Origin of the sequence: Bacillus daqingensis (assembly GCF_042654445.1) — a bacterium.
Classification (GTDB): Bacteria; Bacillota; Bacilli; order Bacillales; family Salisediminibacteriaceae; genus Alkalicoccus; species Alkalicoccus luteus.
The window spans coordinates 293584-309155 of record NZ_JBHSGK010000003.1 but is presented as its reverse complement, the minus strand read 5'-3'; the positions used below and the strand labels follow the sequence as shown (position 1 = coordinate 309155).

General features: G+C 47.8%; 15 protein-coding genes. 1 reads left to right on the top strand and 14 read right to left on the bottom strand.

Features of this window, described 5'->3' with window-relative positions; all coding sequences use genetic code 11:
- Nucleotides 1-2: 2 nt before the first annotated feature.
- The 12 genes from murG to ACFO4L_RS02780 all read right to left on the bottom strand — a co-directional run bounded on the left by murG (nt 3) and on the right by ACFO4L_RS02780 (nt 13795).
- Nucleotides 3-1091 carry an undecaprenyldiphospho-muramoylpentapeptide beta-N-acetylglucosaminyltransferase gene (gene murG / locus ACFO4L_RS02835; protein WP_377908136.1) on the bottom strand — a complete coding sequence of 363 codons (1089 nt, stop codon included), beginning with the start codon at nt 1089-1091 and terminating at the stop codon, nt 3-5.
- The gene (gene murD, locus ACFO4L_RS02830) at nt 1088-2464 is read right to left on the bottom strand and encodes a UDP-N-acetylmuramoyl-L-alanine--D-glutamate ligase (RefSeq protein WP_377908135.1); all 1377 of its coding nucleotides are present in this window, start codon (nt 2462-2464) and stop codon (nt 1088-1090) included. Before murD ends, murG begins: the two co-directional genes overlap by 4 nt.
- Nucleotides 2464-3435 (bottom strand): phospho-N-acetylmuramoyl-pentapeptide-transferase, encoded by a 972-nt coding sequence (gene mraY / locus ACFO4L_RS02825; RefSeq protein WP_377908134.1) that lies wholly within the window; start codon nt 3433-3435, stop codon nt 2464-2466. Before mraY ends, murD begins: the two co-directional genes overlap by 1 nt.
- A gap of 16 nt (nt 3436-3451) precedes the next feature.
- A complete protein-coding gene (locus tag ACFO4L_RS02820; protein WP_377908133.1) occupies nt 3452-4645 on the bottom strand; it encodes a hypothetical protein in 1194 nt (397 codons plus the stop codon).
- Entirely contained in the window at nt 4642-6111 is a 1470-nt protein-coding gene (locus ACFO4L_RS02815) for a UDP-N-acetylmuramoyl-L-alanyl-D-glutamate--2,6-diaminopimelate ligase (protein WP_377908132.1), read from the bottom strand. Before ACFO4L_RS02815 ends, ACFO4L_RS02820 begins: the two co-directional genes overlap by 4 nt.
- A gap of 62 nt (nt 6112-6173) precedes the next feature.
- The gene (locus tag ACFO4L_RS02810; protein WP_377908131.1) at nt 6174-8381 is read right to left on the bottom strand and encodes a penicillin-binding protein; all 2208 of its coding nucleotides are present in this window, start codon (nt 8379-8381) and stop codon (nt 6174-6176) included.
- 98 nt (nt 8382-8479) lie between these two features.
- Nucleotides 8480-8836 carry a cell division protein FtsL gene (ftsL, locus tag ACFO4L_RS02805; protein WP_377908130.1) on the bottom strand — a complete coding sequence of 119 codons (357 nt, stop codon included), beginning with the start codon at nt 8834-8836 and terminating at the stop codon, nt 8480-8482.
- Between the two features lie 15 nt (nt 8837-8851).
- Nucleotides 8852-9781, bottom strand: a complete 930-nt coding sequence (rsmH, locus tag ACFO4L_RS02800; protein ID WP_377908128.1) for a 16S rRNA (cytosine(1402)-N(4))-methyltransferase RsmH — start codon at nt 9779-9781, stop codon at nt 8852-8854.
- A 19-nt stretch (nt 9782-9800) separates the two neighbouring features.
- Entirely contained in the window at nt 9801-10226 is a 426-nt protein-coding gene (mraZ, locus tag ACFO4L_RS02795) for a division/cell wall cluster transcriptional repressor MraZ (RefSeq protein ID WP_377908127.1), read from the bottom strand.
- A gap of 576 nt (nt 10227-10802) precedes the next feature.
- Nucleotides 10803-12413: a bacillithiol biosynthesis cysteine-adding enzyme BshC gene (gene bshC / locus ACFO4L_RS02790; protein WP_377908126.1), complete on the bottom strand. Its 1611-nt coding sequence runs from the start codon at nt 12411-12413 to the stop codon at nt 10803-10805.
- A 165-nt stretch (nt 12414-12578) separates the two neighbouring features.
- Nucleotides 12579-12950, bottom strand: a complete 372-nt coding sequence (locus ACFO4L_RS02785; RefSeq protein WP_377908125.1) for a DUF3397 family protein — start codon at nt 12948-12950, stop codon at nt 12579-12581.
- On the bottom strand, nt 12947-13795 hold the full coding sequence (locus ACFO4L_RS02780) for a ketopantoate reductase family protein (RefSeq protein WP_377908124.1): 849 nt from the start codon (nt 13793-13795) through the stop codon (nt 12947-12949). Before ACFO4L_RS02780 ends, ACFO4L_RS02785 begins: the two co-directional genes overlap by 4 nt.
- Nucleotides 13796-13984: 189 nt before the next feature.
- Between ACFO4L_RS02780 and ACFO4L_RS02775 the strand changes: the two genes are divergently transcribed.
- The gene (locus ACFO4L_RS02775; protein WP_377908123.1) at nt 13985-14458 is read left to right on the top strand and encodes an N-acetyltransferase; all 474 of its coding nucleotides are present in this window, start codon (nt 13985-13987) and stop codon (nt 14456-14458) included.
- A 71-nt stretch (nt 14459-14529) separates the two neighbouring features.
- Here ACFO4L_RS02775 and ACFO4L_RS02770 read toward each other — a convergent pair whose 3' ends face one another.
- Nucleotides 14530-15264 (bottom strand): enoyl-CoA hydratase/isomerase family protein, encoded by a 735-nt coding sequence (locus tag ACFO4L_RS02770; protein ID WP_377908122.1) that lies wholly within the window; start codon nt 15262-15264, stop codon nt 14530-14532.
- Between the two features lie 115 nt (nt 15265-15379).
- Nucleotides 15380-15553: a 50S ribosomal protein L32 gene (gene rpmF, locus ACFO4L_RS02765; protein WP_168004743.1), complete on the bottom strand. Its 174-nt coding sequence runs from the start codon at nt 15551-15553 to the stop codon at nt 15380-15382.
- Nucleotides 15554-15572 lie beyond the last annotated feature (19 nt).

Genomic DNA, 15572 nt, shown 5'->3' with positions numbered 1-15572 from the left:
ATTTATGAGCGTTTTAACGCGTGCAGCTCTTCCGAGAGTAAAGCTGCTGCCTGCGGCATGCCAACTTCCCTCGCTTTTTGACTCATGGCTGCTGCTGTTTCCGGATCAAATAAAGAATCCAGTGCCGCGACAAGGGTTTCTGCAGTCAGATTTTTCTCTTCGATCATCAAGGCAGCACCCTTTTTTACGTAAGCATCCGCATTATGAAATTGGTGATTTTCTGTTACATACGGACTTGGTATATACACTGCAGGTACACCTAGCGCTGTCAATTCTGCTATAGAAGTCGCTCCGGCACGCCCCACAGCTCCACGGACCTGTCTTAACAGAGCCGGCATGTTTTCAACGTACGGGACGGTAATAATAGAGTCGGCTTTCTTTTCAGGGAGCTCTTGCTGGATAGCATCATAATGAACGCTCCCCGTTACATAGAGAACCTGGTACTCTTTTTCAGCCAGCTCGCTGTATGCTTGTAATACTGCCTTATTAATTGGAGCCGCGCCTCGGCTTCCACCGGCTATGACGAAAACAGGCTGATCCGGATTAAGTCCATATTCCTTCAGAATCGCAGGCGTATCCTCTGCCTCTACTGCTTCTGATGCACGTGGATTTCCTGTATAGACCACTTTTTTCTCCGGGAACCTCGTTACAGCTTCATCAAAGCATACTGCGACCCGGTCGGCGTATCTGGCGAGAAATTTATTCGTGATGCCTGGCACGCTGTTCTGTTCGTGAATAAGTGTCGGAATTCCAAGCTTTGCTGCAGCATAAACGACCGGCCCGCAAACATAGCCCCCAGTGCCGACAACAACATCCGGCTTAAATTCTTTTAAATAGGCCTTTGATTGATGGACTGCTTTAACAAAACGAAAGACGGTTTTAACGTTTTCAACTGATAGGCTGCGCTTGAACCCTGTAATATGCACACTCTTAAATAAAATGTCTGCATCTGGAACCAGCGTTGATTCGAGCCCCCGCTCAGTTCCGATGTACAACACATCGGTCTCTTCTTTTTGCTGCAAGTGGCGAATAAGCGCCAGAGCCGGATAAATATGACCGCCCGTCCCTCCGCCTGATACTGCGATTCTCATGTATGATTCCCCGCTTTCTTCCCAGTTGCCTGCTCAACTGCGTGGATAAATGTTCTCCCTCGTTCTTCGAAGGTAGAAAACTGGTCCCAGGAGGCGCAAGCGGGTGAAAGCAGGATCACATCCCCTTCACGAGACACATCAATCGCTAGCTCTACTGCTTTTTCGAGCGTTTCAGTCTGATGCCGCTCTGGTACGCCGGCTGATTCTCCTGCTTCAAGCAGTTTGCATGCTGTTTCTCCATATGAAATCAGGCCATGAACGTTCGACATTTCCGGAATCAGTCCATCAAAAGAAAGCCCGCGGTCGAGTCCTCCAGCAATAAGGATAACTGGCTGTGTAAACGCCTGAAGCGAGGTGACTGCTGCAGGAACATTGGTCGCCTTGGAGTTATTAAAAAAGGTTCTTTCTTTCCAGACCATGACATGCTGCAAACGATGCTCGACGCCGCCGAACTGGCGAAGAACAGATTTAATTTGTTCCAGTTCAGCTCCAGCTGCAGCTGCAGCTGCGGCTGCAGCAAGACCGTTAGCGATGTTATAGCTTCCCGGCAGTGAAAAGTCTGTTTCGCGCACTAATTTCTCTCCGTGGAGCCAGAGCCAGCCATCAAATAGACAAGCACCGTCTGCCAGCTTTTTTTTTGTTGAAAATGGAATTTTTATGGAAGGTGCTGATTCGACCATGCTGCAGACAATCGGGTCATCCGCATTGTAGACGAGCGTATCTGATTCTGTCTGGTTACGGAAAAGCATTGCTTTCGCTTCTATGTAAGCCTCTTTCGAACCGTGATAGTCCAAATGAGCATCGGCAATATTTAATAGCACCGCCACATTTGGACGAAAATTAACTGTACCCATCAGCTGAAAGCTGGAAAGTTCCGTTACCATCACATGATCGCTTGATGCCTGCCGAACAACTTTTGATGCGGTCTCTCCAATGTTTCCAGCGAGCAGCGGCTGACGGCTGCTGCCCTTCAGCATTTCGTGAATATAGGTGGTCGTAGTTGTTTTACCGTTAGATCCCGTGATTCCAATCATGTCACAGGGAGCGGCATCGTAAGCAGCCTCTACCTCTGTAATAATCGGTATGCCTGCTTCCACCGCTTTTTGAACGAGTTCATGATCGTACCGGATACCCGGGTTTTTCACGAGTACTTCCGGCTTTTCTTCAATCAGCTCCGGAGGATGACTTCCGCAGACCGTCCGTATTCCCAGCGACTGAAGTTCTTGCGCAAGTTCATTTTCATCAAATGCCAGGCTGTCATTAACAGTTACATCAGCACCGAGCTGGTGAAGCAGATAGGCTGCTTCTGTCCCGCTCCGTGCAAGTCCTAAAATGAGAACGCGCCGGTTTTTCCAATCGTTTTTTGAAAACATTATAATACCTCCAGCATAATACCGGCAGCTGCACATAGCACACCGATGGTCCAGAATGTCGCGACCACCCGCCACTCACTCCAGCCGGAAAGTTCGAAATGGTGGTGGATCGGGCTCATCTTGAATATTCGTTTCTTTCTTAATTTAAAGGAAGCCACCTGCAAGATAACGGACAGAGTTTCGATTACGAATACACCGCCGATTATAATCAACAGCAGCTCCGTTTTTGTCAGCACTGCCGTCATGGCAAGCGCTCCACCGATCGCCAGCGAACCGGTATCGCCCATGAATACTTTAGCAGGATGTGCATTAAAAACAAGAAAACCTAAAAGTGCTCCTGTCAAAGCCATCGCAAACACTGCGGTTGAAAACAAACCTGCTGCATAAGCAATGAAAGCGAAGGCCGTAAAGGCTGCAGCAGCGGTACCCGCTACCAGTCCGTCCAGGCCGTCGGTTAAATTGACCGCGTTGCTCGCTCCAACGAGCATCACAATAATGAGCGGGAAATAAAGCCAGCCGACATCAACAGCGAGCTCTGTCCCGGGTACGCTGATCTCTGTAGACAAGCCTGTCGCAAGCAGGATGATGTAAACAAGAGTTGAGATCCCTACCTGCCCTAAAAATTTCTGTTTCGATGTAAGACCTAGATTACGTTTTTTTACTACTTTAATGTAATCATCCAGGAACCCGAGCAGGCCAAAGCCTAACAGCACAATGAAGATAAGAATCAGCTCAATGTTGATGCCGTAATAAAATCCTGATGCTGCTGCTGAAGCGGCAACTGCGGCTCCAAGAATAATCAAACCGCCCATCGTCGGAGTTCCCGTCTTTTTTTGGTGGGACTGAGGCCCCTCCTCACGGATGCTTTGTCCAAACTTCAGTCTTCGTAAATATGGAATAATAAATGGTGAACTTATCACCGTTAAAGTAAATGCTAAAATCAAGGCAGGAATCAGCCCGGTGTCAAACATGCGGTAGTACCCCTCTCTAATCTCTGTTCAATTCGTGCAAAATTTCGTAAATCATTTCTCTGTTTGCGCCTTTATACATAATTAAATTATTGCCGACGAGTGCTTCTTTCAGCTTATCGATGGCATCTACATGCGTTTTATAGTAAAACGAGATGACATCGTCACGCTGCGCTCTCTCCAGTGCATCATGCACCCAGAAAGCTTTCTCGCCAACAGCAATCACATCTGTTATAGCAATGGTAATATGCTTTGCAAAAAGCTCGTGCACCGCCTTGTGATATCTGTCAGACTGGAAACCTTCATCAATAATTAAGTACCTGCGGTCATAATTGCCTGTGTGGGACAGCCAGCCTAATGAATAATCGAGCTCTGCCTCCTCCATAGCCTCAGACTCAAACAGCACATAACCGCCATTCATCGCAGGCATGACCTGGAATCCAAATACCTCCGGACGCAAAAACGAGGCTGGCGGGTGTGTTTTTCCGGTAAGTCTTCTATAGCTGTTTTCAGCAGTTTGAATAAGCGGCGCATAGACGGCCAGCCAATCCGGCAGGTCGTTCCGGTCTGCAGAAGGAGACGGCGGAAACAAGGTAGTCACAATTGTTCCAGCATCATTTGACGCTTTTGTATAAGCGGCATCTACAGTACAAACCAGCGATATTTCCGGTTTCAAAAGGCCTGCTAAAGATTCTCTCCGTTTTTCATTTTCTTCGATATGCAAAAAGACAACTTCCGTATCTGTATCAAGCGACAGAATCAGCTCGGCATCTGACGCGGACTCCAGCTGACGCTCATTTAAAACCGCTGTTTTCCTTCCTTTCATCCATGCTGTCATCATTCTCAGCATCACACCTGCCGTATAATCCCCCTCTACCAGCACAACCTTTGCTTTATGATGCTGCAGGTAATAAGCTGCGAGGTCTTTACATACCTGTTCCGGACTGTCTGTCATAAACAGTGGAAAATGTTCCGGGATTGTATCCGGCACCGGCTCGGTCTTACGCCATAAAGCAGCTGCTGCCCCGCCTTCAACCGCTGCTTCAATAAACTGGTGGCCATCATAGCGGGGTCCGCTCACAGGCACAAACAGACTGCCTTCCACCACTTCGTAAATACTGCTTGTAACATTTGCAAACTCCTGAACATCTGTAGTTCCTCTTTGCGATGAAGCATATGCAGACAACAGTTCCGGCGTCACAAAAATACTCAATAGCCCCACTCCTTCAGCGCGGTTTCAGCTTCTTTCCTGTCATCGAACTCGGTGCGGACTCCATTAATTTCCTGGTACGTTTCATGCCCTTTACCCGCAATCAGCACAACGTCACCTGCTTTAGCATGCAAAACTGCTTTTCTGATTGCTTCTCGACGGTCAGACTCCACAAGAAAGTCAGTTGAACTCATCCCATGCTTCATGTCTTCAAGAATAGCATCCGGATCTTCAGATCTTGGATTATCAGATGTAAGGATCGTCAGCGAACTTCTCGCTTCTGCCGCTGCAGCCATGAGCGGACGCTTCGTCTTATCGCGGTCCCCTCCGCACCCGACGACCGTAATAACATCGCCGGTTGAAACTTCCTTGATTGTATCCAGTACATTTTCGAGACTGTCTGGAGTATGTGCATAATCGACGATGACGTGCACCGGGTGAACGGATTCCACCGGTTCGAATCTGCCTCGGACTCCTTTCAGATTTTCGAGGTCTGCCGCGATTGTACGAAGCTCAACGCCTTGAGCATAAAGAGCTCCGGCAGCGGCAAGGACGTTGTAGACAGAAAATCGTCCGGGAAGAGAGATGCGGATTGGATACGATTCGCCAAAACCATTCAAGCGAAACTGACTGCCTGATGGGTCCAGCTTCAAATCTGATGCCTGCAGATCTGCTTCAGAGTGAATACCGTAGGTAACAACTGGTACTGCTGAAGCTCTTATCATGACAGACGCATACGGATCATCGCTGTTTATGACCGAAACCGGAAGCGGATATCGGTTAAACGAAGAACCAAGCTGCGAAAACAACAGACTCTTTGCATGTGCATAGTCATCCATATCTTTGTGATAATCAAGGTGATCCTGAGATAAATTCGTAAAGACTGCCGTTTGAAACGCCGTACCATGGATTCTTCCGCCTGCCAGCGCGTGCGATGACACTTCCATTGCTACCGTTTCAGTTCCTGCCGAGCTCATGTTATGAAGCAATTTCTGCAGCGTAATTGATTCCGGCGTTGTATTCGCTGACGCTACTGTTTTTCCTGCATAACGAGTATACATTGTACCTATAACGCCGCACGCTTTGTCTCTCATCTCCAATAGCTGTTCGATATAATGAGTTACCGATGTTTTTCCATTCGTCCCGGTAACTCCGATCATCGTCAGCTTGGCACTTGGGTGTCCGTAGAAGTCTGCCGCCAGTACAGCCATGGCCCGTCGTGAGCTGCCTGTTACGATTTCCGGCAGTCCGATATTGAGCCTTCGCTCTGTCACGATCGCAGCAGCTCCGGCCTCCTTAGCAGATTCAGCAAATGTATGCCCGTCAACCGTATATCCTGGAATACAGAAAAACAAATCGCCTTGCTTTAGATTGCGATTATCCATCTCCATTCCTGTGATGGCAACATCACTTCCGTACACATGCTTAATTGGAAGCCGTTCAGCTAGTTTGTATAGTGTTGTAGTCATTAGTATCACCCTTCGGCATCATCGCTGCTAAGAATTATGATATTCCCCGAATGAATTGGACGTTAATCCATGAAGAAAGTTTCATCGTCTTCATCTTCGTCTTCGTTATCATCTTCATCTGTTTCCTCTTCCACCTGCTCACCCGGCTCGTCCATATCGAGCAGAATCCGAATTGTTCCAGCTCCTGACGTAGAGCTCCCTGGCTCTGGTCGTTGATCGACTGCGAAACCCTGGCCTTCCGACTCCACCTGCATATCCATAAGACTCGCTGCCTGCTGAACTGAACGCAGACTCCATCCGGACATATCCGGCATCGATGCATCCCCTTCTGTCTTCAAGAAAAGCTTCGTCCCGTGGGCGAGAGTCACACCTTCTTCAGCACTTTGACCAACGATCTCTCCGCCGTCTCCAAGCACGTAAACATCCAAGCCTTCTGTAATCAGCTGTTCAGAAACGTCTTCAGCCTGCGCACCGCTGTAGTCTTCGACGGTTATCTCAGTCCCGCCGTCTCCATCAATCTGAGATTCTTCGGTTGGAGCAATATTTAAATACTGCAGACTCTGTTCCATTACCTGTCTGAAGATCATTGAAACTGGTTCATTTCCAAGCTGACTAGGTTCAAGCTCCGGACGGTCAACGGCTACATAGACAATGACTTCCGGATCTTCCGCCGGAGCCATGCCGATGAAAGAAAAAATGTTCTTCCCGTGTCCAGACATATATCCTCCACCCTCTTCAGCAGGGATCTGGGCTGTTCCGGTTTTTCCGGCAACGTCAAATCCGTCAATGGCATAAGCCCTTCCTGTACCGGCTTCTTCGGTCACTACTGTTTTCATGATGTCCCGGACCTCTGCTGCTGTTTCAGCAGAAATCGGTTCACCTGCAATTTCAGGAGACGCTTCGTACACTGGTTCACCTGTCGTACCATCAGTAATGGCAGAAACAATATACGGATTCATCATTTTTCCATCGTTTGCGATTGCAGTTGCTGCTTTTACCTGCTGCATCGGAGAAACAGAGGTCGCCTGACCAAAAGCTGTGGTCGCTGCATCAATTGGATAGGTCTCCGCAACGTCCCCGCCATTGACCTCATTTGGAAGATCAATGCCTGTAGGCTCTCGAAAACCAAACTCTGTCACATATTCATACAGCTTTTCAGGTCCCAGTATTTCCATAGCAATTTTTGAAAATGCAACGTTGGATGAACGCTGCACTCCTTCGTTAAATGTGATGTCTCCCCAGCCTTCTCCATTATTATGATCGTGAATCCTTCGGTCGAAAATTTCATATGAACCAGACGTAAACTCTTCGTCTCCTTCATACACTCCTTCTTCAATTGCCGCAGCCAGCGTAAAAATTTTCATGGTGGAGCCAGGCTCGAACCTGGATGATATCACATAGTTCGTAAAGTTTTCGATATCTTCGTATTCATTCGGGTTGAAGCTGGGCCGGTTTGACAGCGCAAGGATCTCTCCAGTTTCTGCATGTGCAGCAACAGCCATCATCCGCTCCGGCTCATACAGCTCGTCTACCTGATTCATCGTCTGCTCCATCGCCGTTTGAATTCGAGCGTCTATCGTGAGTGACACATCAGCTCCGTTTACTGGCTCTTGAATACGTTCTTCTACTCCAGCAAGCGGTACAGCGCGGCCGTCCTGCTGATAAGAGATTTCTCCTGGTTCATCCCGCAGATACTCATTCAAGCTGTTTTCAAGTCCCATTCTAGCTTCTGACATATCGCGCTCTGTATAGCCAATAACATGCGATGCAAAAGTCTGCATCGGGTAGTAACGGCGAGGATCTTCACGGAAAACGATACCCGGCAGCTCTAACTCCTCAACCCTCCGCATTTTTTCAAAGCTCATGTTTTTCGCTGCAGGACCTAACTCGACCTGGTGGGACTCTCTGGACAACTGCGCTTCGAGGAACGCCGGATCCACTTCGAGCACTTCAGCCAGCTGGGACGCCGTATATCCAGGGTCCTCCACGTAAGAGGACTGGCTGTCATCAAGTACAGCTACAATCGTATAAGAAGGAATCTCTTCGGCGAGTACCTCCCCTGTTCGATCGAGAATGGAACCCCGCTCTCCATCAATTTCCATTGTCTGCGTCCAGCGTCGCTCCAGCAGATTTTCAAGATCTACTTCCTGCACTTCTTTAGACGCCTGTATATACGCAAACCGTGAGAACATGATCAAGATAGCCGCTGCAAAAATCATCAAAATATACAGCGCTCTGCGAGTAATGACTTTTTGTTTATCCGCTTCCATATACTCTCCTCCTGCTTCCTTCACTAAACGGGTTCAACAGCAGAAAAAACCTTTTCGGAACGCTCAGACCGAAAAAGTTTTTTGGTAGAAAGACGACGTTAATCCTGCTGATGAAGTACTCTCACTTGTTCATCGTGCAAAGACATGCCAAGTTCGGATTGCGCTATCGTTAAAATGCGATCCGGATCGGATAATTCTTTGACTTGCAGAGTAAGACCGTCATTTACACTTGTCTGTTCCGTAATCGCTGCCTCTTTCCCCTGTGCATCATAGTTAAGCGAATAGAGCGAAGCGTAGTTTGATACGATCATGAAAGCTGCTGCTATGATGAGCGGTACAGCAAGCCCGTAAAGCAGCTTCTCTCCTTTTGTGATTCCGCTCTTATGTACTCGTCTGACAACCGTCTTCGTTTTACGTACCGGAGCCGGATTGTGCTGCTTCACTAGTGGACTCATGTTAATCCTCCCCTGTTATGCTCGCTTTTCTGCGATCCTCAATTTGGCGGAATGAGCTCTGTTATTGTTCTCAAGCTCCTCCTTGCCAGCTGTGACCGGTTTTCTCGTAATCAGTTTCAACTCCGGTTCCATTCCGTCTGGAATAACCGGCATCCCTCTTGGAAGTTCCGGCATGCTGCTTTTTTTCTTGAAAAACACTTTGCAAATACGATCTTCCAGTGAGTGAAACGTAATAACCGCTACACGACCACCTGGCTTTAACATATCTACTGCCTGACTGAGCGCTTCTTCAAATACCTTCAGTTCATCGTTAACGGCAATTCGTAAAGCTTGAAACGTCCGCTTCGCTGGATGTCCGCCTTTTCGTCTTGCCGGAGCAGGTATCGCTTCCTTAATGATATCGACTAGCTCGAACGTGGTTTCCACTGGCCGAACCGCTCTTCTTTTTTCAATTTGACGCGCGATCTGTTTGGCAAATTTCTCTTCCCCGTATGTATGAATAATATAATGAAGATCCTGAAAGCTCCATTCATTCACTACCTCATAAGCCGACAGCTCACTTGAAAGATCCATTCGCATATCAAGTCTGGCGTCGAACCGGTAGCTGAATCCTCGCTCCGGAACATCGAACTGGGGAGAAGATACGCCTAAATCAAACAGAACACCATCCACTTCTGTTACGTTTTGCTCTTCCAGACGGTGCTTCAGATTTCGGAAGTTATCCTGAATAAACGTCACAGGCCTTCCCTCTAATCGATCTGCAGCTGCCTGCAGCGCATGCTCATCCTGATCAAATGCAAACAGGCGCCCGCCTTCAGTCAGTTCGTCTAAAATGCGGCTGCTGTGTCCGCCGCCGCCCAGTGTACAATCGACATACGTGCCGTCCGGTTTAATAAGCAGCCCGTCGACCGCCTCTTCTTTCATTACCGTTTCATGCTCAAACAACGTCTGCCCTCCCCTTCCATTATGTATCAAATAAACCCTCTGCCAGCTCGGCAAATGCATCAGCGGATTCATCCATGTAGGAATCCCAAGCCGCTTTATCCCAAATTTCCACTCTGGAAGATACTCCAATAACGACACATTCTTTTTCCAATCCTGCATAATTCCGCAGTGAAACAGGAATATTGATTCTATTTTGTTTGTCCAGGTCACATTCAGTCGCTCCAGAAAAGAAGAATCTCGTGAATGCTCTGGCATCTTTCTTCGTAAACGGAAGCTCGCGTAGTTTGGACTCCATCTTCTGCCACTCTTCCTGCGGGTAGACGAACAAACACTGATCCATCCCCCGAGTAACGACAAAGCCGGATCCGAGGTTTTCACGGAACTTAGCCGGAATAATCATACGTCCCTTTGTGTCCATCTGATGCTCGAATTCGCCGATGAACATGCCAGTTCCACCCCTTCTCCCACTTCTTAATTCTAATCTACCACATCTCCCCACTCTCTACCACTCATTTTGGAAATCATTGATAAATATTCTGAATTTTTTCTGGAACTGTCACAATTTTATATAGTTAAGCGCTCTCACCTTCTTTCAATAAAGCTTGTCTAGGCCTCTTGCGTAACGGACGTTCATTAAACCGTCAAATGGGGATAAATGAGTACTGAGGAGGGCATACTGCGAAGAAACACTTCTGGGGGGGTCCTATACAGCGTCATCTACGATCAATAGCTCCCTTCTGTAACAAGCGTCGCTCATGTTACTCGATTGATGTTTGCGTAAGGTGTATCAACCTGGATTCATGATGTGTCCCAAAGCTGGTTCTGTTAATCAACCAGGGCTTCCTTCCTCGTTCATCATTTTACGTGCAACACAAAAAAAGACGGCACATGTACCGTCTCTTCAGCATAATAACGATCATATATTCTTTAGATTACCGATTTCAAAGCAGCCTCTATTCAATCATAAGAGTCGCACCTTTGCTTGAGGCCTGCTCCTGTTAAAGAGCAAACGATCAAAAGGCTACTCGCTGATGACAAAATGAACAGGATTTTCATGTTGCTGGCTGCGGAGTGCTTGCAGAAGCTTGATCGCCGCTGATGGGCCATAGCGATTCCAAAGACTTAATACCGATACCCACCGTTCCTGGGTGCTCCCCTTTAAAAGAATTTCTTCATCCGCTTCTGTTAACCGCCGCAGATCTGCTTCAATGTCTTCCTTCTGCTTTGCCACTACTGCTTCTTCAAAGGAATGAAGCATCGCATGAAACCTGGCCGCCCAGCGTTTGTTAAAATCTCTCCGTAATCCATACGCATCGGCTGCATGTGCAGCAAGCGCCTCCAGCCTTTCATATGCCTCCGAAAATACGGCGTCTTCCTCGGGAGACTTCAGTCCGACTTGTAATGATTCCGCCTTTTGCATCGCGGCTCCAGACTGCAGCTCCTCAAATCGAAGATCATATCGTTTCATTGTTTTTTGAGTCCTTCTGGAAAGAAACGTGATAGAATGGCGCAGCTTGACGACCGGCATGCGAATATCAAAAAGATGAAAGCTTTCGCGAAGGGTGCCCCAATAAGCGAGCTCACCTGCTCCAGCTGTAAAAGTCAGTACCGGCAAAAGCATATCCTGCATTAACGGGCGCGTCACGACATTATTGCTCATGCCGACCGTTTGCTGCTCCAGCATTCCTACAAGCTCCTGTTCACTCCAACCAGCCGGATTATGTTCTGTAAAGAAACGGCCGCCTTTGAAAAACAGCTGCTGACGAATTCCGTTTTCATGTACAAACAAATGTGCAGTAAAATCCGGTGGATCTATAGGCTCCGTTCCGGCTGCCTGTTGGAAAAAACCAGCTCCATCAGCGGCAGTGTGCTGCAGCATTTCAGTATGCGTAAGCAAGCGCCTGAAGCTTTCCTGCTCCAGCTTGCGAATCTCCGGGTCATGAGCATCGATCAGGACCAGTCCGGTTCCTGCAAACAGCTTCCCGGTTAACACAGCAAACCACTCTGTGTAGCTCATCCCCTCCCTAATCGACTCAAGCAGCTCCTCATACATCTGCTTCGTCCACTTTGTTTCTCCGAGCCAGGCGACAGCTTCTCTTACAGCGGCTTCTGCTTCTTCCACAGGGATGCTTGTTTCTGAAGCAGACCGCTTCCACTTGTTCGTTCCGGCACTTTTTATTTTTTTAACTCCTGAATGATGATGGATATAGGCGTGATTAATTTCTTCTATGTCATGATCCTCTCCTGCAATCCAAAACACCGGGACCACAGGATGCTGAAGCTTCGTTTCCTGTAATTCCGCTTCTAGCAATATCGATATGATTTTATTCACCGTATACATCGGACCTAGAAACAATCCTGCCTGCTGACCGCCCGCAACAACTACGGCCTCTTCATCTCTCAGCCGTGCAATCTGCCGGAAGGAAGCTGGACAGGGAAAATAGGTTTTATGAAACGAAGTAAGAATATCAGCCAATTCTTTCCGCTTAAAAGATCGGGTGAGCAGCTCCGCTAATCTTTCGTTTTCCCGGCCGGGTATGTAATCATATCTGGCCGTCACAGCCGGATCCCTTCGCTCGTACAGAGCCGCCGGGGTCCCTTCAGATGGTAAAGATTCACAAAATACGTCCATGTCCGCCAACCTTTCTCCTTACAATATCCCGTTTAGTATAGCAGAAGAAGGCATTGTCCTAAACCGAAGAGACTTCAGTCACCTGCTTGCCTGCAGGAAGCTGCACAGTCGTCTTCTGCCTCGATGAACAGGCTTCCAATAGTTCAAGCGCTTTTTTTAGCGCCGCTAGATGATAAACAATCCGGTGAAGGCCAGCACCGTATACATGCAGGCATATACGAGAAAATGAAATCTCCACGTCTGTTTTAACACCTTCCACATCCTGACTTCTTCGATAACATACCATTGCAGAATAGTTAACAGAGAGGCGACTGTTAGAAAACCAATAAGCATAAACCAGCCGGTTCCCACCCCCCACAACAGTTCGATCATAAAGTATACACTTATCATAAACAACAGGGCCGTCATATCTGCAGATAGTCGAAGCGATCGTCCCGGTTTCCCTATAAGCTTGTTAACGGTAATAAACAGGAAGACAAATACAAGCGGCGGGACTGTTACGGCTGTGGCGGCGGCCCCTGCAGCAAAATCCATCATCGCTCTGCCTCCTTTTTGCGTACAAGATAAACAATGCGCTCATGATGCGGAGCTCCTTTAACTCCGGCCATCGTGATCAGCGCACCATTTATTGCCTGAAGCTCAAGAGGCCGGCCTGCTTCGTAATCAGCAAGCATAGACGACCGATTGCGAGCCGTCATCCGAATCAACTGCTTCACGTCTTCCCAAATGAGTTTTTCCATATCGAGAATGGCGGCCGCCTCTATACACAGCTTCTGCGCTTCCTCTTCTGCTTCAGGGTTTTCTAAAAGATATCCATTTGGCTTTTCATACAGGACCGTTAACGGGTTTATGACCGCATTCATGATCAGTTTTTTATGTATTCGTGTTTTGATGTCCGCAACTTCTGATACGTTAAGCTTACCAGATTGTCGAATAAGCTCTTCTACTTCTCTTTTTCCTGTCAGCGGCACTGCGATCATGCCATCTCCTGTATGCCGTACTTCATGAAGCGATGTACGCAGAGCCCCGTGCGTTACTACTGCTGGATACGCTTCTACTCCTTCAGGGATGATGTCCATATGACCGATGCCATTTTGCAGCATCAGCATTGGCGCTGCCGGCTTCCAATTATCAAATAATTCGCTTATGTGATGCTGTTTCACCGTGCAGAGCCAAAGATCCGGCTCCTCAGTGGATTCACGGCCCGCTCTGGGCCTGTATTGATACATTCTGTCTTCTTGCTCGAGACAGATACCTTCATCCTCAATTTTTTGAATTTGCTCCCTATTTCTCAGCTTCAAAAACACATCGTGTCCTTGAGCCATCAAATGCGCCGTGCAGAGGAGTCCCAGTGCCCCTCCTCCCGCAATACCTATCTTCACTGCTCGTTCACCTCTTTCCTTGCATAAGTTTATCATAAGTGGCGCTGCCTGAAAGCCGCAGGTCGAAAATCATCTGATCGTTCAACAGGGAGAGCCTTCCATCTAAATTGGTATTCCGGTATAATAGAGACAGCGCTTTCAATACAGGAAAGCTCTAAAGATTGATTTCAGATACTGGAGGGACTGTACATGGATCAGTACGAAGTAGAAAGATTAAAAATTAATTTTAAAACACTCGAGCACTTTGAAAACTTTCGAGAATACGGAATTCAGGAACTATCCATGAAGGAAGATCTGCAGGACAACATTGTGGAGAACGACAGTGAATCTCCATTTTACGGTGTTTACTTCGGCGATAAACTTGTTGCCAGAATGAGTCTCTATCGGATTGATGCAAAGTATGACCGCTATTTTGATCCGCCGCAGGATTACTTTGAGCTTTGGAAACTTGAAGTTCTGCCGGGCTTTCAAGGTAAAGGAATCGGCAAGGTGATGGTCGATTTTGCTAAATCTGAGGGACTGCCTGTCAAAACAAATGCGCGTCAGCGTTCAGATGATTTCTGGACGAAGCAGGGCTTTGAACCGGTCACGTATGACCCGGCTCGTGACCGTGGTGAAAATACGTATGTATGGTTTCCAAAAGGTGTCGGGGAGCAAAAGTAACCCCGTGTCCATACCGCCTTCAGCCGCCTCAGACAGCACGTCTGAGGCGGCTTTTATGTTACCTGATCGGATTATTGCTTTCTGTTAAGAAAGAACGCTACCTGCTTGTGATGTTCTTCTGATTCCCAAAGCGAAGCACAGCGGTCTGCTTCCATTCTCATCTCTTTATAAAATGCGGAAGCATTCACCGGTTCTCTGTAGCTTGTAACCGCCTCACCCGGGATCGTAACAGGCTTCAGGTCTCTCAGCACCTCATCGAGGCTTTCTGCTTTTTCATCAGCAAACCCAATCGATAAAAGACGTTCAGCATCGTAGACAGATGCGCTTGTCAGCATGTGAAAGGCGTTTTTCGCGCCTATTTTTTGCTTTAAACACGCAGCTCCGCCCCAGCCTGTTGACAGGGCCAGTCTTCCTTGGATAAAGCCAGCTTTTCCCTCTGCTGATATGTAAACTTTGTCACAGGCAGCTGCGAGTTCGGCACCGCCGCCTACAGCCGGCCCATCAATGTAGCACACGCTCACACAAGGCAGCTTTCTAAGACGGATCAGGTTTTCATTCATTGGCCGAAGCATAGTAAGCGCTTCTTCTTTTGTATATAACGAATGAAAAGCCTGCACATCTCCTCCCGAACAAAAAGCACCCCGATGGCCTTTGATCAAAAACGTGTGAATATGCCGATTCGTTTCAGCTTCCTCAAGAGCTTCAGCTAATGCGTTGATCACATCGAAATCAACTGCATTTTTTTGTTCAGGCCGATTAAGCTGAACGTGGAGCACGCCGTCCACCAGACTTATGTCTACTTTCATATCCCGCACGCCCTCTCCAGGTTATACACTGTCCCAACTGTTATTTCGACATCTTCCGGCACCTTCCTGCTTGATGGAAAACAAAAAAAGCAGGGAAATAAATCCCTGCCCAGTCTTACTTGGATACTACGTCGCGGCCCTTGTAGGAACCACAAGATTTGCATACACGGTGAGAAAGCTTCATTTCTCCACAATCCGGGCACTCATTCATGCCTGGCACGCGCAGCTTCAGGTGTGTACGACGCTTATTTTTACGGGTTGTACTCGTTCTTCTGAATGGTACTGCCATTTCAGTCCCACCTCCTTGA